This is a genomic window from Pedobacter nyackensis, from assembly GCF_900176505.1.
GTDB classification, from domain to species: domain Bacteria; phylum Bacteroidota; class Bacteroidia; order Sphingobacteriales; family Sphingobacteriaceae; genus Pedobacter; species Pedobacter nyackensis.
On the sequence record NZ_FWYB01000006.1, the window covers coordinates 198,043 to 216,596 of the forward strand.

Sequence of the window (18,554 nt, forward strand, 5' to 3'; positions counted from 1 at the left end):
ATTCTGTTTTACAAAAACAAGTTGCCCTGCCAATCTGTTTTATGTCGTAACCTCCCCTCTTAATTGCCGCTTAAACACTTCATATAACCTTATAAAGAACGCTAACTTAGTATAGCAAGCATAAAATGCTTAATCTTAAAACATTACAGTTATGAAAAACTCCATTTATCCTTGTCTAACCATAAAAGGTAAAATTACAGAAGCCTCAGACTTTTATATTGATGTTTTTGGTACAGGAAAGATAAGCCAATCCAACCATTTCGTGATACAAATTGAATTGAGAGGACAAAAAATCATGCTACTCAATGAGGGACCAACATCTACACCTAACCCCTCTATTTCCTTTATGGTGATGGCCGAAAGCGCGGAAGAAACTGAAAAATACTGGAACAAATTAATAGCCGGTGGTAAAATATTAATGGCGCTTGACAGCTATCCATGGAGCCCCAAATATGGTTGGGTAGAAGATAAATATGGTGTTTCCTGGCAAATATATACCGGGACGAAGGAAGATTCGGTACAGAAGTTTTGTCCTACCTTAATGTTTACAGGTGAAAAGGCTGGTAAGGCAACCGAAGCGATCCAAGATTACACCCAGTTATTTCCTGATTCAAACATACAGGGCATATTAAAATACGCTGAAGGTGAAGGAGATCGTACCGATTTTGTAAAACATGCGCAATTTAAGATCAACGACTATGTGATGATGGCTATGGACAGTTCGGCCGACCACCATTTTGAATTTAACGATGCCATATCCTTGGTTGTTGAATGCGAAACACAGCAAGAAATTGATAAGTATTGGCAACAGCTCACTGGAAATGGCGGCCATGAAGTTGCCTGTGGCTGGTTAACTGATCAATATGGTATAAGTTGGCAAATCATTCCAAAAGCATTGGGAAAACTAATCAGTGATCCTGAGCGTGGTCAAAGGGCAATGGGTGCAATGATGAAAATGAAAAAACTGGTGATAGCAGACCTGGAAAATGCCTAATCCAGCTACATAACCGGACAGGTTTTGCATCCTAACGGCGGGGAAATTATTAACGGATAAGGGCATAAAAAATACTTTAAAACTAAATCCTAGTTAAAATGGTTATAATAGGAACAACTAAAACTAAAAACTATGGGAAACATACTTTATTTAATTGCCGTAATACTCGTTATCATTTGGGCCATTAGCTTTTTAGGTGGGTATTACACCGGTGGCATTATTCATGTCCTTTTAGTTATCGCAATTATTGCAATCCTACTAAAGGTCATTAGAGGAGCTACTTAAAGACAAAAAATATGGGCTGTCTAAAAAGATATCTTCTTAGACAGCCTTTTGTATTTAAGTTAATTCTCATCCTGGGATTCTGATAACATATGCGCAAGTATTGGTGCACATTTTTCACGACAAGGGGGATAAAAGTGTCCATGCTTCCAATTTGCAGATTTGGGAGATAAGCCCCACCAGAATTCAGCCAGCGCCAACGGTTCCATTTCATAGCGAAAAGCATACTGTAGCAATTTAGGCGCCGCGCACTCCCCTGCACCCGCAGGTGGTTTTGTAGCCGTGCATTGTTCAAAAGCCTCAATTAAACTTTTCGATTCTCCCGCCTTATTTAAGAAATGATACTGTTCAAAAATTTTATCCTGCAAAGAAATGGAATGGCTTTTACGTAACTCTTTTAAATGCTTAATATTTTCGTTAAACGTTTTGTCTTTCATCAATTCTAAGGTCCGGATTTGCTCACTAAGCTCAGTGAGTTTTTCCATTCCGGTATTTACAAATCCTCCTGGTGTCAGTCCATCGAATATTGGCGGAACAAATTTAGCATGGTGATTTTCCCCTGCTAATTTTCCGGAAAAGGCAGACAAATATCCCAATCGCCCCTCTTTTGTCCGAACGATTAACACACCGAACATTTTCCCAATAACCGATCCTTCCACTTCAGATGATAATCCAAAATTATGCTGCCATTCTTGTTGATGCTGCAAATAAAATTGCAGCTTGCTAGCAGCGAGTAAACAAAGCGGATGTTGTTCAGTATCTAAAGAAAACCTAAGCCCAGAGGCTAATGCATCAATATCTGTTGATTCATCAAAAGGACTGAACGCGAAGTTTTCATTGGACTGACTATGCATTATAGACGTAATAGGTGTTTAACAAAAAAGCCTCACATTAAGTGAGGCTTTTTGTGATCCCGCTGGGACTCTAACCTCACATACTTTGTTTTATCAATTATTAGCTTAATAATATCAATAAGGCAACATTTTAACTATTTAGAGATGGTTTTCAATAAATTAAAATAAATCAAAAAACATTTGAATTAACCAAAAATTGACAGTAATATTGACAGTGAAACATTTTTACTGTCAATTCTATGGCTACAGTTAACTTCTACTTAGACAAACCAAACAGGAAAGATCAAAGACCGATCCTACTTACTTACCTCTTAAATGGCTCAAAGATACGCTTTTCAACCAAGCTTAAAACAACGGATAAAGATTGGAATGCAAAAGATCAAAAAGTCAAAAGAAATGGCGCAAATGAAAGTGAAATCAATTTCGCTTTGGATGAATTCAAAAGAGTGATTACCAAAGCAGAACTAGATACCAAATTTGACCCCTCCGGTTTAACACTTGATCTTATCAGAAGCAAGCTTGAAGAAGCTACTGGCAAGAAAAAAGCCGCCTTTACCATCTTCGATGCATTTGATGAATATATTAGAGAAGCTGAAATTACTAAAACTACCAGCTCCAAAAAGATATACGAAGTAACGCTCAATAAACTTAAAGCCTTCAATGAAGATAAACGTTACCAATTATCCTTTGACAGTATAGACAGCAAATTTGAAAGCAAATTCACAGATTATTTAATCAATGACCATAAACTGGTTAACAATACAATTGGCAGGTATATTAAAACAATCAAATCGTTCATGCACTTTGCTACTGAACGTGGATACACCAACAATTATAGGTTTAAATCGTTCAGCGTTATTAAACAAGGTGTAGACATCATTTATTTAACAGAAGAAGAATTACTAAAGATTTACCACTTTAAAAACCTCCCTCCCAGACTAGACACTGTCAGGGATGCTTTTTGTTTAGGCTGTTTTACTGGACTTAGGTTTTCTGATCTATCCGAACTTAAATTCGCGAATTTAAAACAGGATTTTATTGAACTAAAATCAAAGAAAACTCGTGATTTTCTACGGATACCTCTAAATGATTATTCAAAAGAGATATTAGCCAAGCACAAAGGCAATCCACCACAAGTAATCAGCAACCAAAAGATGAATGATTACATCAAAGAAATTGGGGAATTGGCAGAGATTAATAGCAACACCATACTAATCAAATACCAGGGGGCAACTAAAGTTGAAAAAATAGAGCCTAAATACAATTTCCTTTCTACCCACACAGCAAGAAGAACCTTTGTAACCCTCTCCTTAGAAAAAGGGATGCGCCCAGAGGTGGTGATGTCAATAACAGGGCATAAGGATTATGCCACATTTAAAAAGTACATCAAATTAACGGAAAATGTTAAGTTAGCAGAAATGAATAACGCTTGGAACAATAAAATAGAACCATAAAAAATGGCAGACCAAATTAAACTTAAAGATCAGATTAAAATCATAAAAGACAAGATTTCAAATGTTTACAGCTATGAAATATTCGAATTAAGAGATAAGTCAATTCATTCTTTTTTCTATGATGAAATTACTAGGGTGCACATTGAGGCCATTAAATTACTAAAGTCAATTGAAGCAGAGCCAACACAAATCCTTTTAGAAATTAATCAGTGGATAAATCTGTTAAAGCGAGATATGGATATAAAATTGAGGTCACGGAATCCAATTAAAAACAAACTTGGAAGGATGCTGACTGACTTTATTGAAAGTCTTGAGGAATTTAAACTATCCCTTCCAGAGCACATAAATTTACCACAGCCAGAGGGCGTTAAGGACAAAGCCCGAAAGAAGCACAATGTTCATGACTATAACAAGCCTGTGATTAAACAAAGTCAAGTCTTATTACTAATGCATTACCTAAGAAAAAATTCTGTTTTAATAAATGACCTTGATGATTCAGCCTTATCAGAGTGTTTTGGAGCTTTAACAGGTTTTAGTGGCGACCAACTTAGAAAAAGGTATGTCGATTTTAAAAAGGATGATATTGAATATAAACCTGAGGAAATCCTTGAATTAAAGGATCTTTTAGTAAAAGTAAGTAAAGATATTTCCGAGCATTAGTAAAATAAAGCAAATTGAAATACAGTAAGTTATATTTTTGTCCCCAGACAAGTCTCCCATTACAGAAGGAAAAATGAAGGTGTTTTGCAGCTCACAAAATTTAAAAACATGAGTTACACAAACACAAAAGCATTACGCTTCGAAGAAACAGAAAGAAATCCTTTAGTATTAATTGACATGGCTACACTTAAATCCATGTTAAATGGTGTTATTGGAAATGCACTTCAAAACTTAAATTTTAACGGTGCTAATTTGAAGAATGGTGAAAGCCTTAATGAAAGCCCAGACCTAATGGATATGGTGGAAGCCGTTAAATTTCTAAAGGTTTCAAAAGTTACAATCCACAACTGGAAAAAGAAAGGGATTATAAAAAGCCATAAAATGGGCAGAAAGCTATATTTCAAACGCTCAGAGCTTTTGGAAGCGATTAAGAGACAGAAATATTCTTTAAACCTTATTTAACTGGGATATGAGATATTTACCAATGACTCTTCAAGAATTCAGAGAAGAATTTACAAAGCTATTTGATCAAAAAGCAGATGAGTTTTTTAACAGGGTCTTCGGAGGAACAAAACCTCGGAAAAACGAAGGAGCAGAAGAAAGCCTGATGACAACCAATGAAGTAACAGCTTATTTTGATATATCCAGAACCACACTCAACAACTGGATAAGGCAGGATAAAATAATGAGCATAAAAAAAGGTAATCAACGCTTTTTTGACAGAGCATATATTGAGCGATACAAGAAGGTTAACTTCTCTTTTAATGAAAGACTACCTACTTACCTCAGCAAGCATGTTTGACAGGGATGTAAAGCAATGATGTAAAGTTAGTGCCATCGGTGGGATACTTTGGTATATGTTATAGGACTTATACCATTTAAAATTAAGAATTAAGCCCCGAGAAATCGGGGCTTTTTTATTGATAATAAAACTTTCCTAAAGGCTATCCACTACACATCGCGGCCTATCGGCTTCGCCCGATTTAAGGATTTAGCCGAAACAGACAGACAGACAGACAGAACACCTGTCACTGCTGCAAGCCCCAAATATAATTGCTATTGCGCCTCTTTTCTCTTTTCTGTAGTAATAAAGGAAGCGTTCAAAAACCCGATGATCTGGGTATAGAAAAGAATCATTGCCCTGATTTCACCTGTATCAGTGTATTCTGAATCGTGGTACGTCCAGCTTTTATAAAGCTCCCATAAATTCTCTCTGATTTCGTGAATTGAATAATTTTCAAAGAAACATTCAATTACATTTTCAGGATTTTCCAGTTCGTAATTGGTTAGACTGGAAGGCTGATAGTTCAGCCTTTTCATAACATCTTCCATAGTAATTTGATTTAGGTTTATATTGCATTAAATAATTGGCTGTTGATTGACATTTCGCCAGCAAAGAAGCTGTTTACCAATGGGATATAATTCTTTCAATGGTGTAGTTTGAACGAAACAGCAAGATGTTGTTTTCTGAATTTCCAGATTAATAGCCTAATAAGGCTTTTAAGGGACTTTGAATGTTTACTAGTTATTGACAAAGATTGCATTTCCATATTTGATCTCATTTAATTCCAACATTAAATAAGCCTCAAGAACTGAATGCCAGCGATAAAAAAAATAGGGCTGGTAACTCACTCAGTCTAATGTAACTTGGCTCTGACAAAGCCGTCCTTTCTTTCGAAAGGTTCCCACATAGACATAAGCGAGCACCAACCCTATCACAAATATAGGGTTTTGGTTGCTCAACTTACTCTCGCGGGATTAAACTGTCAGATTTAGTTGCGAGGCTTGCAAGCAATTCCTTATCACCGATTATAGAACTGCAATTTTATTATTCGTTCGTTTATTTATTCATATAAGCTAATGTAAGTAGTATTTATTTTAATAGCAAATTTGCTATTAATTATTTTGTATTATAGGTGTCTATTTGTCCTGTGAAGTATTTAAAAGACGAAGATTTTATTAAAAAGTTTGGCCAAAAGCTAAAGCAAGTCCGCGAAGAGAAAGGTATTTCTCAAGAACAGCTTTCATTATTAACAGAAATATCACAGAGCCAAATAGCCAGAACGGAGTTAGGACAAATTAATACCAGTATTAGCCATGTGTCCACCTACGCCAAATTGCTAAAAGTTAATGCAATGGAACTTTTTGATTTTTCAGATCTAAAAGCTAAAAGCAAAAAATAACTCCTCCGGATTTCGCGCCGAAACAACACACCAACATATTAATAATAAGATGTTTAATGAGTTTACATGAACAATATCTATAACTAAGATAAGCTTTAGATGTATCCCGAAAAAGAAAACAAGACTCTCAATTAAAAGATACCTAAGGTGTAAACCAAAATAAAGCAAGCATATAAAGTTAGTCCCAGTAATGAGACACGTTCCCGTATGTTATAGGCAAACTCCACTCACCAGAAAAATAAGCAACAAACAGGTCTGACTTTAAACTCAGATATTTAGTTTATGGTTCAGTTTATCTTGCTACAGAATTATCAGTGTATCATTTCATAGTCTATTTTCAATTATCGATATAATTCCTCGTCTCTATTTTTTTCGTTTTGGATTTGTTGCTCTGTATATGCTACATATCTCGTTGACCATTGAGCAACATTTAGATTTGAATGTGTTGCAAGATGTTTAAAGATATTCAATTTGGCCGTTAGCAAAGGAACTACACTTCCTATCCATGAGTAAGTTCCCATGTTTGCGCTTAGATTGTCAAGCACAGATTCAATGTGACCAAATTCATTAACTAGCCTTGCACAGAGTGGATGAAGCTCAGAGTAGTCGTCATTATTTTTTCCAAAAATTGGAATTAATTCCGCCAAGCGAGTCGGTGCTAATGGTTCATTTTCATGACACCATTTGAATATTGATTCAATATCACCATCAAATAACACCCCAATATTTCTTCCGACACCACCAATATGAGAACCAAGAAGGTTTTTTAATTCATAAAAAACTAGATAATCTTCTTCTTCTGAAAGCAATGCTCTAGATAATTTCGGCCAAACTGCTAGAAAATGTCTTTTCAATAGAATTGAATAAATATTTTGAACTTCATGATCTAAATGATAGGAGAAATTTATTCCAATAGAATCAATAATTGAGTCGTTGATTGATATTGCAAACAACTCTTCATTTTCATCTTTTAATATCGAAGAAATTGTTTCGGTCCATTTGTATTGGTCGAGTTGTCGATTTCTATTTCTATTTACGCCTAATCTCAGAATGCACTCCTTGAAAATTGGAGAAAGCATATTTTTTAATTCCTCATTATTATAGCCCAAGTTGAAGAAAATATCAAAGATTATAGCGTATCCACTTTCGCCATACGTAAAAAATTTCCTACTAATTTCCTTTAACTCCTGGAAACTCAGATCTGAAAAAGCATTGCTATATGCAAAGGCAGAGAATTCATCAACATTATACTTCCCACTATCAATCAAATTAAAAAGTAGATTGAAATTTTCAGCTCCTTCAATATCTATCGACAAGAAATAAAATAATAGATAATCTAATTGCTCATCCCCATATAAGGATTGATAAAACTTCAATTTTACATCCTTGTCAACTTTTGATAGAAAACCACCTAAAATAGTTGGATTTCTATCTTCTTTAGAAAGGACTTTTAACGATTTCACTGAAAGATCAATAAAATGAAAGACCCTATCATTGCTTGAGTTTATCAGAGAATAGATTCCATTTCCTAAATGATATGAATAATCATATTTATTTGATGTGATCGCCATTATATAATCAGGCCATTCTGATTCAGATTCAACAAATTCTTTAGCAAATTCAGAGACTAAAAGCAATATTTTCTCCGCAGATCCGACACGAGAATAGTTACTATAATAGTCTGCACCGACATTTATAAAACGGCTTATGAAATCTGACTTTGTCAATTTATTGATTATTTCTTCTAAATCTAGCTGAGTTTGTTTTTCTAAACTAGTTTTCTCATATTTCCTAGTGAGCTTTAGGTTTTCAAGAGCCTCATCCCAATCATCGCTTTTTAACTCTGCAATTTTTTGTAGATATGGTAAAATAAGTTCTCCAAACCCCGCCCTGAAAACAGAACGGATACTATCAGACATTATCCCTGTTGCCAATTGAGAATTTTCATTGCCTTGGCAAGTTATTTTAAATAGCCGATCCAAAATATTATTCCAATATTCTCTAGTATCTTGAAATGTAGGGTAAAAATCTGTTAGTACTTTAATGCCTTGTTTTTCAGCACCACCTGACCGACCAAAGTGTCCATAGCTTAGTCCGCTTTTCATCGCACTAATGGCCAGTCCGACATATTCTTTGTCGCTATGATTCAGCCCCCAATCAATAATTTTTAATCTGTCAGTTAGATTGGCTTCAGTACCAGATAGGATCAATTTGAATAAGTGTAAGAATTGTCCTGTAGCATTATTTGACCAAGTTTCATTTTCTGCAACAGCAAAAGAAAACAGAATTTTTGCCGACTCTAAAAATGTTCTATTATCAAAGCATAGCTTTTCCAAAACCCATATTATATTTCTTCTTCCTGCAACTATTGCAAGCAATTGATCTTTTGATTTATTTGAAAATTGCCTTACGAAGTTTTGAGCTACGGCAACTGGATTCACTTCAACAAACGAACGGAAGAGGCGTGAACCCAGTTCTGTATTTAAAACTTCCGTGTTATCGAAAGGGCTGTCAAGTCCCACGATTTTTTCAACTATATAAACTGCATTTTCATTATACCCAAGGTATTTCATTTGTTCTGACAAAGCATCTGAGAGGCTTTCTTTATCAAAATCTGGTAAATCAGCAATACTGGTTATGACTCTAAGTAGTCTTTCAGGTGAGCATGGCTCTAACCATTCTTGAGCCAAAGACAGAGCGAGTGGGAATGGCCGCATTCCTATTAACCTTCCACGCCTTTCAAATATTTCTCTTTTTAAAAAAAAGTGACATGTTTCTTCGAATTCATTGATAATAACTTGATTATCTCCATTTAAACTTGTTAAATCTTTATTCGTTGCAATGAAATTTAATTGTGACTTTAGTTCATCCTTTATGCCAAAGAAGTTGAAAACCGAACATGATTTCAATATGGTTCGGGCCCTTTCATTTTGACCCCGAGGCCCAAGAAGCTTATCCAAAAGGTCTTTATCATCTAATTTCCCGATGAACTTCTCACCATTCTTGATGCTTTCGCCTATCAAGACGGCCATTAGTGGAATTCCCTGAGAAAATTCTCTTATTTTATCTAGGTTATCTTTCCCTAAGACTTGAAATTCCTTTTCTAGAATGTCATTTACTATGCTCGTTAAATCTTCTTTTTTGATAATGATATAGTTGACCCCATTTATTTTGTCTTGCTCAATTTCTTCTGGATTAGAGTCAATCGTTACTAAAGAGATTTTGTTTTTTTTGTGATTAGTAAACTGAAGGAGGTTTCTATGAAGTGATTGAGGGCAGTTGTCTACTATAACAATTCTATCTTCGCCCTGATTTTGAAGATTAGTAAATATACCTTGGAAATCGGCTTGAGAATAGTTATTATAGTTTATATAAAGAATCCTACTTGTTAAAATCACTGATTCTTCGCTATCATCAACATTTCGGAATGCCTCAAGCATTATTCTTGTTTTGCCTAATCCGGATAGCCCAAGCAGTCTAATACTTTCCTCTGGCTTAGAAATTCCTTGCCTTGTCAATTTTACGACTTCATTAATTTTTTCATTAACATAAAATTCCTGAGAAGTTGAGATGTTTTTTTCCCATTCAGTCCAAACAATTAATGGTTTATATTTTTCCTTTTGACTCTGAAGTGCGTGAATAGCAGTATCTTTTATTGCTTTAGTCAAGTTCGAAACCAATTGTTTTTCTACCTCCTCTTTCTTATCCTTGTCTTTTGAGTAATTATATTCAATCGGAAATCTAATATGAGCTAAGTCAAATGGTATGTTAGAGGGGTTTTGGTTAGGCGATCCAAATGCGCTATTCAAAACACCAATTATCTTTTGTTCTCCAAGGGAGTTATACGCTACCCCATACTCATAGATAACGTTATTATTCTGAAACGGTTTGTATTTATTGCCAGTTAGATTTTGAATCTCTCTGCCGAGCCAAGAAATGTGGTTTACGACAGATAAATCAGCTATAAAAATATCGCAATTTGGAATCCTTTCATCGACAATTAGAGATGCGACTTGTGGAGAACCAGCTTCACCAGTTATCCCTTCAAGAATTATAAATTCAATATTTGAAAATTCCGGTTTATTTTTCAGTTTCTTAACCGCTTTTTCTATACAATTCAATATAAATCTTTTATTGTATTTCACGTCAGTAGTCATCTGCCATGAAAAGAAGATTTTTAATTTCATAGTTGAAAAATGTTAAACACAAAAATATTTAATTTTATTATTGTCATTGGTTTAAGGATATGTTGTGGTTCGGAAATCATTTCTTTTTATTTTTAGAGCCTCAACTGAGGGGTAATCTTTTGAATTAGTGGGGAGATTTATCTTCTTGCCACAAAAACTATAATAATAATCATTTTTTAAAACGGAACTTATGTGTATTGTATATTCCTCATCTATATACAATAGTCCATTGTCAAATAATCTATGTAAATCAATTCTTAAAAGAATTCCGTTTTGAATATGATTAGAATTAATGTTTAGATAGGATTGGATATGGGACGCTTCCAATAGCTCAGGTGTTGGGTCGCCACTTATACAACATCTGTGATTATACGCTTTAAGCACGGCAGATTTAAATCTTTCTTGGCCTATCCGACCATTTACTTGAGTAAACAAATTTTCACGTTGCCCCTTTAATGGATGGAATCGCTCTATCAAAGAAGATGGGTCTAACATGTTAAGAGCATCATCAAAATATTTTAATTTGACTATTTGACTCGAAAACTTGATTTTGTCTTTATCAAGTTGCTTGAATTCTTCATTTTCCCAAAATTGACAGTTTTGTAATATAATACAGCCAATAGTATACGTATTTGCGTTTATAGTTTTTTTTCCAAATTTCTTGCTATTTGAATCAATATATTTTTGAATGCTATCAATAAAATTCTGTTTTGAATCCCTTCCATTCCTAAATCCAAATTCAATCCAAGCTTGTTCTGCCGTTAAATTTTTATATTCAACGAACTCCCCAAAACCTCCTATAAGTCTAATGGGAGCTTTTAACATAAAAAAAAACTTGTCTCCCTTATTAAGGCCTTTAATATTCCATGGGGTCGGTGTCCAAAAATTTACGGTCGAGTTGAAGTTGTTTTTTTTGAGGTAGTAAAACCAGTTATTATCAGTAGGAGAAATTGCAAACATTTAAGAGTGTATTTATTCTCGACAATTTATAAAAAATATCGGAACAATCGGAGTTCTCGATTCCACTAAATTTGAATTTTGACAGTAATATTGACGGTAAAAGTAAAAAGCCTCTGTAAGTATTTGACTTACAGAGGCTTTTTGCTTTTCTTGTGATCCCGCTGGGATTCGAACCCAGGACCACTACATTAAAAGTGTAATGCTCTACCAGCTGAGCTACGGAATCATTCTCTGTTTGAAGAGGCTGCAAAGATAGGATTATTAATTTATTCTCCTAAAAAAAAGTGAAAAAACATTACGCTTTACATCCCGAATTAAAAAAATCAGGCTGATACAAAGAAATCTCCTGTTTTAAGCAGAATTTGATTGGGCAAACCAAGTCTCATAATCAATACTTTAAAGCAAAAGCACTCCCTACTGTAAGGTACATTGTCAACTTGTTTACAACATTGTACACTTTTTGTAAACCACTTTTTACAAGGTTTACAACCTACAATACAACTGCATGTAGTGCATATTTCCTGATATATTATTTATATAACTTTATTCTACAGATTTAAAGAATATTATTTAGTGAAACAATTTAGCTTTTATCAAAATGAGAAATTTATTGTTTGTAATAATCGCAGCTTTCTACCTAATGGCATGTGCTCCACAGAGAAATCTTGTCTATTTCAGTAACCTATCTGAAGTTGTCAAGAATCAGGTCAAGGTTAACGAAGCTGAATTAAAACTTCAAAAAAATGATCTGATAAGCGTAACGCTAAATAGCTTAAATACCGAGTATGACGCTTTATTTAATGGTACAACCCCTAATAGCTATCCAAACGCAGTCAAAACAGGCTTTAGGGTGAATAACGATGGTTATGTAAAATTGCCAAGAATAGGCGATGTAAAAGTTGAAGGATTAAATCTTGAAGAGGCTCAAAACCTGATTACAAAGGAGTTGAGTAAACAAATCAAGAATCCTATTGTCAATTTACAATTAATTAATTTCAAAATCACCGTTATCGGAGAAGTCAACAACCCTTCCTCACTAACAGTTACAAGTGACCAGATCAATTTGCTCGAAGCGCTGGGCATGGCTGGTGATATGACGGTCTATGGAAAAAGAGAGAATGTACTGGTCATTCGTGAAACGGATGGACAACGGAATATGGTTAGACTTAACCTTAATGATAAGGATATTTTCCAATCTCCTTATTTCCAGTTGAAACAGAATGACATTGTATATGTAGAACCAGATAAATCTAAAGAGAAAGAATTCAGTCCAAACAACCGTGCTTTACCGATCATAACTGCCTGCATTTCAGCAGTAGCTGTACTTATAACTGCATTAATCAGATAGTATTATTAATATAAAACATAATTATTAATATAAAACATAAAGACATGAACTCCCCTACTCATCAAACATCCATGTTAGAAGATTTAAAGGATATTTTTCAAAAATGTCTTAAATACTGGTATGTATTTGCCATCACCATTACATTAAGCTTTCTGGGCGCTTATTTATACCTGGCCATTACCCCTCCTAAATATAAAGTCACCAGTACCTTATTGGTTCAAGATGATAAACAGGGAGATGGAGCAACAAAAGAAAGTGCTTTTAGTGACCTGAATATGTTTAAAATTGACAGGAAAGCTGACAATGAAATAGAAGTACTTCGCTCAAGAGATCTGATTTACAAAGTATTAAAAAAGCTATCATTAGAAACTTCCTACTTCCAGAAGGAAACTTTAAGAGAGAAGGAGCTTTATGCCAACAACCTACCTATCAAAGTTAAAATACTAGCAATAAATGCTTTGGGATATAGCAAAGAGCTAGTTGTAAAACCTTTAAAGGACGACAAATTTAGCTTAAAGGATAAAGATAAGGAATACGTATTTAAGTATGGTGAGCTAATAAAAAAGCCTGGATATCAAATTGTTGTAGATAAAGGTCCTGCTTTTGAAAAGAACCAAAAACCTACCAAGATCAAGTTTCGCGACCTCAACCTGTTGGCCGAAGCTTACAGTTTGGCGGGACTAACAGTGATGCCGGTAATTAAAGATGCGAACACCATCTCCATCAGCCTTAATGACGGGGTGCCACAAAGAGGTATTGATATATTGACCGAACTGATCAGGACTTATAATGAGGAAGATGTAACCAGAAAAAATATTATTGCTGTAAATACAATCAACTTTATTGACAACAGGCTAAAATACCTGAGCAAAGATTTATCAGTTGTTGAACAGGATGTAGAAAACTACAAACAGAGCAACATGATCTCCGATGTAGGTATGGAATCGCAACTGAACATCGCTAAATCGGGCGAATACAATCAAATGTTATCTTTTACAAATGTTCAACTCCGTGTACTGGAATCATTGGAAAAATACGTAGGAAATACCAATAATCTGAATTTAGTACCGAGTTCGCTAAGTATCAATAATGCCACGTTAAATGATTTGACCAGCAAATATAATTCACTGCAACAGGAAAGAATTAAAATGCTGCGTACTTCGGAAGAGGGTAATCCTTTACTGGTAAACCTTACTGCACAAATGCAGAGTTTAAAATCAAATATTCAGGAAAACTTACAAAACATTAAAAAAGGATTGCAGATCGAAAGAAACAACCTGCAGGCGATGACCTCAAAATTTGACAACAAGATTCGTCAGGTTCCGGCTGTAGAACGGGGAATTTTAGAACGAAGCAGAGAGCAGAGCGTAAAAGCAGGGCTTTATAAATACTTATTGCAGAAAAGAGAAGAAACTACACTGTCACTTTCAGCAACAGTACCAACATCACAAGTTATCGACAAACCAGCTTACAACAGTATACCTACAAGTCCCAGGAAACAGTTGGTATACCTTTTTGCTACTTTATTTGGTTGTATTATTCCAGCAGGAATAATTTACGGCAGGTCGATGTTGAACACCAAAGTAATCGATGCAAAAGATATCCAATTGCTTACCGGTGTACCGGTACTGGGCGTGCTGAGCCACCTGAAAAAAGATGAAGTATCTGTCATAGAACGCAATAGCCGCTCTACCATGTCAGAGCTCTTCAGATACATTAGAAGTAACCTGCATTTTATGAATTCAGGTCAGCCAGACCAGGTGCTTTTGGTTACCTCCTGCATGAAGGCGGAAGGAAAAACCTTTTTCTCCATCAATCTGGGTGTTACACTCGCTTCTATCAACAAACGGGTTGTACTGTTAGAATTTGATCTGCGTAAACCGCAATTGATGTACAAGATGCATTTAAAAGCTAAAATAGGCATAACAGACTATTTAATGAACGATGAGATTACAGTTGACGAGCTCATTGTAAATTCAAGAAGGTTTAACGACTTGCTGGTGATTGACTGTGGACCTGTGCCGGAAAATCCGGCTGAGATCATGACGCATCCAAAAATCGGGCAATTAATTGAGGAATTAAAAGAGAGATTCGACTATGTGATTATAGACACTGCTCCTGTTGGTCAGGTAGCTGATGCCTTTAGTTTATCGCCATATACTGATGTGAGTATCTTCCTTGTACGTTACAACTATACAAATAAAATGCAGTTGAACATACTTAAAGACATATTTTATTACAAAAAACTAACCAATCCAATGGTAGTTTTTAATGATGCCAAACAAGAAAGCAACAATGCGTATGGATACGGCGGGTATGGATATGGATACGGAGTAGAGTTATCAAGAAATTAGTAAAATAATCATCCTTTATTGAGTTTTTTAATCAAAATCATCATGTAAGTGATATGGCGAAGCCCTGCACTTTTCAGAAGGAAACAACAATTGCCGTTAAAATCTAAAAATTCTCTATACAATGGAAAATCAATTCGTAACAAAATCGCACTGGAAAAAACGCTGGCTGGTTATCTATACCCGTCCAAGATGGGAAAAGAAAGTAGACAAATTGTTAAAAATGCAGGACATCAAATCATACTGCCCTTTAAGAACTGTTACGCACCAATGGGCAGACCGTAAGAAAGTTGTTGATATGCCACTCTTTAGCGGTTATGTATTTGTGTGGATTGACGAAAGAGAAGAATATAAAGTTCGCCAGACTTTGGGCGTATTAAATTTTATCTACTACATGGCTAAACCTGCCGTAATTAGAGATTGCGTGATAGAGAAAATTGAGCAATTAACTAAAATGGAGCACGACTATGAGGTAGTAGATTTACAAGAGATCAATCCGGGCGACCGCATCAGAATTAAATGTGGCATCTTCTATAACCAGGAAGGAACAGTGATTAAAGTTCAGGGAAAAAATGTTTTAATGGTTTTTGATCATTTGAACTGTGCCCTGGTAAGTAATGTTCCGATAAGTAACATAATGTTAAATACGGCTAATGTGCAACCTACTTATGTATGAGCCTCAAATTAAAAACGATCTCTGGAATATTATGGTCCCTCGGTCAGCAATTCATCATAAAGATAGTCGGTTTTTTAATTATGATTGTGCTGGCCAGAATTCTGGCTCCGGCTGAATTCGGACTGATCGCAATGTTATCCTTGTTTATTGCCATTGGCAATTCATTAATGGATAGCGGACTTGGTTCCTCACTGATCAGAACTAACGATGCCGATAACAGAGACTACTCGACGGTGTTTTATTTCAACCTGGTAGGAAGCGTCTTAATCTACTTCCTACTCTATTTAGCCGCCCCACTCATCTCGGGATTCTATCGCCAACCTGAGCTGATTAATGTAATTAGAGTTTACGCAATTATCATCATCATCAATGCCTTTTATTCGGTACAAAGTACCCTCCTGGTTAAGGATATGAATTTCAGGCTTCAAACAAATATCCAGGTACCGGCTGCTATTGGTGGTGGCATACTTGGAATCATCATGGCAAAAATGGGTTATGGGGTTTGGAGTCTGGTTTGGATGAGTTTGTTCAACGCATTTTTATCAACGGTAATGCACTGGACTTTTTCTAAATGGCGGCCTGATTTTATAATTGATAGGGCTAGGTTCAAGCAACATTTCAATTTTGGTTACAAAATGGCACTTTCAGGTTTAATTGAAACTGTTCACCAGAATTTATACACACTAATTATAGGGAGATTATATTCAGTTACCCAATTGGGATTTTACTCCAGAGCAGATCAGGTTAGTCAGTTACCCATTTCAAATATCTCAGCGGCCATCAGCAAGGTTACTTATCCAATGTTTTCGGAAATAGCCCAGGACGATGCAAGGTTAAAAATGGTGTATAAAAAGATGATGCAGCAAGTTATTTTTTGGAATGCTCCTATTCTCATTTACTTATGCATAGTAGCAGAACCATTGTTCATATTCCTGCTTACCGATAAATGGCTACCGGCAGTACCTTACTTTCAAATACTTTGCCTTGCCGGGATTATATATCCGCTTCACTCCTACAATCTGAACATATTAAAAGTTAAAGGAAGAAGCGACCTGATACTGAAATTAGAGATTATAAAAAAAACAATCAGTGTAATCGGGATCATTAGCGTAATCCCCTTTGGCATCTATGGTTTACTATACTTCCAGCTACTCTTTAACTTTATAGGTTATTACATCAATTCAATATATAGCGGCCGGTCAATCAACTACCCGGCAACAGAACAAATTGCTGACATACTACCAACGTTGGTGCTATCAGCAGCCGCAGGCTTACTCTGCTACTTTACCGATCAATTTCTTGTTAATTTTCTCAACCTGAATGCTTTATCGAGAATACTGATTGATGGAGTAATGTACGCCGCTACTTATTTAATGCTGAGTACCCTTGCTCAGCTAACAGCAATAACAGATTTCAAACATTTAATTCTAAACAGATGATTCCTGTAACCAAACCATTTCTTCCAAAGGAAGAAAAATTTCAAGAATATCTTGACAGCATTTGGGACCGTCAATGGCTCACTAATAATGGTCCGTTATTGAATGATTTCGAGTTAAAGCTCAAGGAGTATTTAGGGATTGACCACTTGTTGTTTGTTTCTAACGGAACTTTCGCTTTGCAATTGGCAATTAAGGCGTTAAATCTAAGTGGCGAAATCATTACTACACCATTTTCATTTGTGGCCACCACAAGCAGTATTGTATGGGAAGGTTGTAAGCCTGTATATGTAGATATTGATAGTGAAACCTTTAATATCGACCCTTCAAAAATTGAAGCTGCAATTACTCCCCAAACCTCTGCGATATTGGCAACACATGTTTATGGAAATCCTTGTGATATAGACGCAATACAGGAAATAGCTGATCGGCATGGGTTAAAAGTAATTTATGACGGTGCCCATTGCTTTGGTACCAATTACAAAAACAGATCAGTTTTTGAGTATGGTGATATCAGTACCACTAGCTTTCATGCAACCAAATTATTTCACACGATTGAAGGTGGTGCCGTATTTACCAGGAACCCGGAATTGTTAAAAAAAATGGCCGGTATGCGCAATTTTGGACATAGCGGTCCGGATACATTTTCAGGTCTGGGTGTTAATGGTAAAAACTGCGAATTCCACGCAGCAATGGGATTGTGTAACCTGGAATCTGTGGATGAAATACTGGAGAAAAGAAAAAGCCTGTCCTTACATTATTATGATAGGTTAAGCACATTAAAAGCCAGATTTCCAAAATTAAACAGAAGCAAAGATTACAACTATTCTTATTTCCCTGTGCTATTTGACTCGGAGGAACTCATGTTTAAATGTTTGGATAAACTGGAATTGTCGAAGATTTATTGTAGAAGGTACTTCTACCCTTCGCTTTCAACCTTGCCATATGTAGATCACACGGCTATGCCTGTATGCGACGATGTGTCGAGAAGAATAGTTTGCTTGCCGCTCTATCATAGCTTAACGGTTTCAGATCTGGATTTAATCTGCCGCATCATCCTTAGAGTGCAAAATAATCAGAAAGCGAAACCAATGGTCATAGATGCTTATGACGGAATAATCGCCAATAACGCCAACCCTGCAATTAACGGACACTACATACATAAGTAA

Annotated in this window: 16 protein-coding genes and 1 tRNA gene; 12 read left to right on the forward strand and 5 right to left on the reverse strand. The window is 35.6% G+C overall.

The annotated features are described in order from the left end of the window. The first annotated feature begins 151 nt into the window (after nt 1-151). A complete protein-coding gene (locus tag B9A18_RS13110; RefSeq protein WP_084289770.1) occupies nt 152-994 on the forward strand; it encodes a VOC family protein in 843 nt (280 codons plus the stop codon). Between the two features lie 132 nt (nt 995-1,126). After that, nucleotides 1,127-1,279, forward strand: coding sequence for a lmo0937 family membrane protein (locus tag B9A18_RS24990; protein WP_144009494.1), 153 nt, complete (start codon nt 1,127-1,129; stop codon nt 1,277-1,279). 59 nt (nt 1,280-1,338) lie between these two features. Here the strand turns inward: B9A18_RS24990 and B9A18_RS13115 are convergent, their stop codons facing one another. After that, complete coding sequence (locus B9A18_RS13115; protein WP_084289771.1) at nt 1,339-2,130, reverse strand: pseudouridylate synthase; 792 nt, start codon at nt 2,128-2,130, stop codon at nt 1,339-1,341. Between the two features lie 239 nt (nt 2,131-2,369). Between B9A18_RS13115 and B9A18_RS13120 the strand changes: the two genes are divergently transcribed. The 4 genes from B9A18_RS13120 (at nt 2,370) to B9A18_RS13135 (ending at nt 5,046) form a co-directional block, all read left to right on the forward strand. Continuing rightward, on the forward strand, nt 2,370-3,584 hold the full coding sequence (locus B9A18_RS13120; RefSeq protein WP_084289772.1) for a site-specific integrase: 1,215 nt from the start codon (nt 2,370-2,372) through the stop codon (nt 3,582-3,584). A 3-nt stretch (nt 3,585-3,587) separates the two neighbouring features. After that, nucleotides 3,588-4,244, forward strand: a complete 657-nt coding sequence (locus B9A18_RS13125; RefSeq protein ID WP_084289773.1) for a hypothetical protein — start codon at nt 3,588-3,590, stop codon at nt 4,242-4,244. A 108-nt stretch (nt 4,245-4,352) separates the two neighbouring features. Continuing rightward, nucleotides 4,353-4,706, forward strand: coding sequence for a helix-turn-helix domain-containing protein (locus tag B9A18_RS13130; protein ID WP_084289774.1), 354 nt, complete (start codon nt 4,353-4,355; stop codon nt 4,704-4,706). A gap of 7 nt (nt 4,707-4,713) precedes the next feature. Then, the gene (locus tag B9A18_RS13135) at nt 4,714-5,046 is read left to right on the forward strand and encodes a helix-turn-helix domain-containing protein (protein WP_084289775.1); all 333 of its coding nucleotides are present in this window, start codon (nt 4,714-4,716) and stop codon (nt 5,044-5,046) included. A 254-nt stretch (nt 5,047-5,300) separates the two neighbouring features. On the opposite strand, the gene B9A18_RS13140 is transcribed toward B9A18_RS13135, so the two are convergent. Continuing rightward, nucleotides 5,301-5,576 carry a hypothetical protein gene (locus B9A18_RS13140; protein ID WP_084289776.1) on the reverse strand — a complete coding sequence of 92 codons (276 nt, stop codon included), beginning with the start codon at nt 5,574-5,576 and terminating at the stop codon, nt 5,301-5,303. A gap of 599 nt (nt 5,577-6,175) precedes the next feature. Here B9A18_RS13140 and B9A18_RS13145 point away from each other — a divergent pair. Beyond that, nucleotides 6,176-6,427: a helix-turn-helix domain-containing protein gene (locus tag B9A18_RS13145; RefSeq protein WP_159452661.1), complete on the forward strand. Its 252-nt coding sequence runs from the start codon at nt 6,176-6,178 to the stop codon at nt 6,425-6,427. 341 nt (nt 6,428-6,768) lie between these two features. Here the strand turns inward: B9A18_RS13145 and B9A18_RS13150 are convergent, their stop codons facing one another. The 3 genes from B9A18_RS13150 to B9A18_RS13160 all read right to left on the reverse strand — a co-directional run bounded on the left by B9A18_RS13150 (nt 6,769) and on the right by B9A18_RS13160 (nt 11,800). Further along, nucleotides 6,769-10,614, reverse strand: a complete 3,846-nt coding sequence (locus B9A18_RS13150) for a hypothetical protein (RefSeq protein WP_084289778.1) — start codon at nt 10,612-10,614, stop codon at nt 6,769-6,771. Nucleotides 10,615-10,665: 51 nt separating this feature from the next. Further along, nucleotides 10,666-11,574, reverse strand: coding sequence for an HNH endonuclease (locus B9A18_RS13155; RefSeq protein ID WP_084289779.1), 909 nt, complete (start codon nt 11,572-11,574; stop codon nt 10,666-10,668). A 153-nt stretch (nt 11,575-11,727) separates the two neighbouring features. Then, nucleotides 11,728-11,800, reverse strand: a tRNA-Lys gene (locus B9A18_RS13160). A 372-nt stretch (nt 11,801-12,172) separates the two neighbouring features. Between B9A18_RS13160 and B9A18_RS13165 the strand changes: the two genes are divergently transcribed. The 5 genes from B9A18_RS13165 to B9A18_RS13185 all read left to right on the forward strand — a co-directional run bounded on the left by B9A18_RS13165 (nt 12,173) and on the right by B9A18_RS13185 (nt 18,554). Continuing rightward, a complete protein-coding gene (locus B9A18_RS13165; RefSeq protein ID WP_084289780.1) occupies nt 12,173-12,922 on the forward strand; it encodes a polysaccharide biosynthesis/export family protein in 750 nt (249 codons plus the stop codon). Between the two features lie 44 nt (nt 12,923-12,966). Continuing rightward, nucleotides 12,967-15,276, forward strand: a complete 2,310-nt coding sequence (locus B9A18_RS13170) for a GumC family protein (protein WP_084289781.1) — start codon at nt 12,967-12,969, stop codon at nt 15,274-15,276. A gap of 121 nt (nt 15,277-15,397) precedes the next feature. Next, nucleotides 15,398-15,949 carry a UpxY family transcription antiterminator gene (locus B9A18_RS13175; protein ID WP_084289782.1) on the forward strand — a complete coding sequence of 184 codons (552 nt, stop codon included), beginning with the start codon at nt 15,398-15,400 and terminating at the stop codon, nt 15,947-15,949. After that, nucleotides 15,946-17,388, forward strand: coding sequence for a lipopolysaccharide biosynthesis protein (locus B9A18_RS13180; protein ID WP_084289783.1), 1,443 nt, complete (start codon nt 15,946-15,948; stop codon nt 17,386-17,388). Before B9A18_RS13175 ends, B9A18_RS13180 begins: the two co-directional genes overlap by 4 nt. Next, entirely contained in the window at nt 17,385-18,554 is a 1,170-nt protein-coding gene (locus B9A18_RS13185) for a DegT/DnrJ/EryC1/StrS family aminotransferase (protein WP_084289784.1), read from the forward strand. Before B9A18_RS13180 ends, B9A18_RS13185 begins: the two co-directional genes overlap by 4 nt.

Excerpts from the sequence above, each read along its gene's own strand:
- B9A18_RS13110 (WP_084289770.1), top strand. The coding sequence starts at position 152 with ATGAAAAACTCCATTTATCCTTGTCTAACCATAAAAGGTAAAATTACA.
- B9A18_RS24990 (WP_144009494.1), top strand. The coding sequence starts at position 1,127 with ATGGGAAACATACTTTATTTAATTGCCGTAATACTCGTTATCATTTGG.
- B9A18_RS13115 (WP_084289771.1), bottom strand. The coding sequence starts at position 2,130 with ATGCATAGTCAGTCCAATGAAAACTTCGCGTTCAGTCCTTTTGATGAA.
- B9A18_RS13120 (WP_084289772.1), top strand. The coding sequence starts at position 2,370 with ATGGCTACAGTTAACTTCTACTTAGACAAACCAAACAGGAAAGATCAA.
- B9A18_RS13125 (WP_084289773.1), top strand. The coding sequence starts at position 3,588 with ATGGCAGACCAAATTAAACTTAAAGATCAGATTAAAATCATAAAAGAC.
- B9A18_RS13130 (WP_084289774.1), top strand. The coding sequence starts at position 4,353 with ATGAGTTACACAAACACAAAAGCATTACGCTTCGAAGAAACAGAAAGA.
- B9A18_RS13135 (WP_084289775.1), top strand. The coding sequence starts at position 4,714 with ATGAGATATTTACCAATGACTCTTCAAGAATTCAGAGAAGAATTTACA.
- B9A18_RS13140 (WP_084289776.1), bottom strand. The coding sequence starts at position 5,576 with ATGGAAGATGTTATGAAAAGGCTGAACTATCAGCCTTCCAGTCTAACC.
- B9A18_RS13150 (WP_084289778.1), bottom strand. The coding sequence starts at position 10,614 with ATGAAATTAAAAATCTTCTTTTCATGGCAGATGACTACTGACGTGAAA.
- B9A18_RS13155 (WP_084289779.1), bottom strand. The coding sequence starts at position 11,574 with ATGTTTGCAATTTCTCCTACTGATAATAACTGGTTTTACTACCTCAAA.
- B9A18_RS13165 (WP_084289780.1), top strand. The coding sequence starts at position 12,173 with ATGAGAAATTTATTGTTTGTAATAATCGCAGCTTTCTACCTAATGGCA.
- B9A18_RS13170 (WP_084289781.1), top strand. The coding sequence starts at position 12,967 with ATGAACTCCCCTACTCATCAAACATCCATGTTAGAAGATTTAAAGGAT.
- B9A18_RS13175 (WP_084289782.1), top strand. The coding sequence starts at position 15,398 with ATGGAAAATCAATTCGTAACAAAATCGCACTGGAAAAAACGCTGGCTG.
- B9A18_RS13180 (WP_084289783.1), top strand. The coding sequence starts at position 15,946 with ATGAGCCTCAAATTAAAAACGATCTCTGGAATATTATGGTCCCTCGGT.
- B9A18_RS13185 (WP_084289784.1), top strand. The coding sequence starts at position 17,385 with ATGATTCCTGTAACCAAACCATTTCTTCCAAAGGAAGAAAAATTTCAA.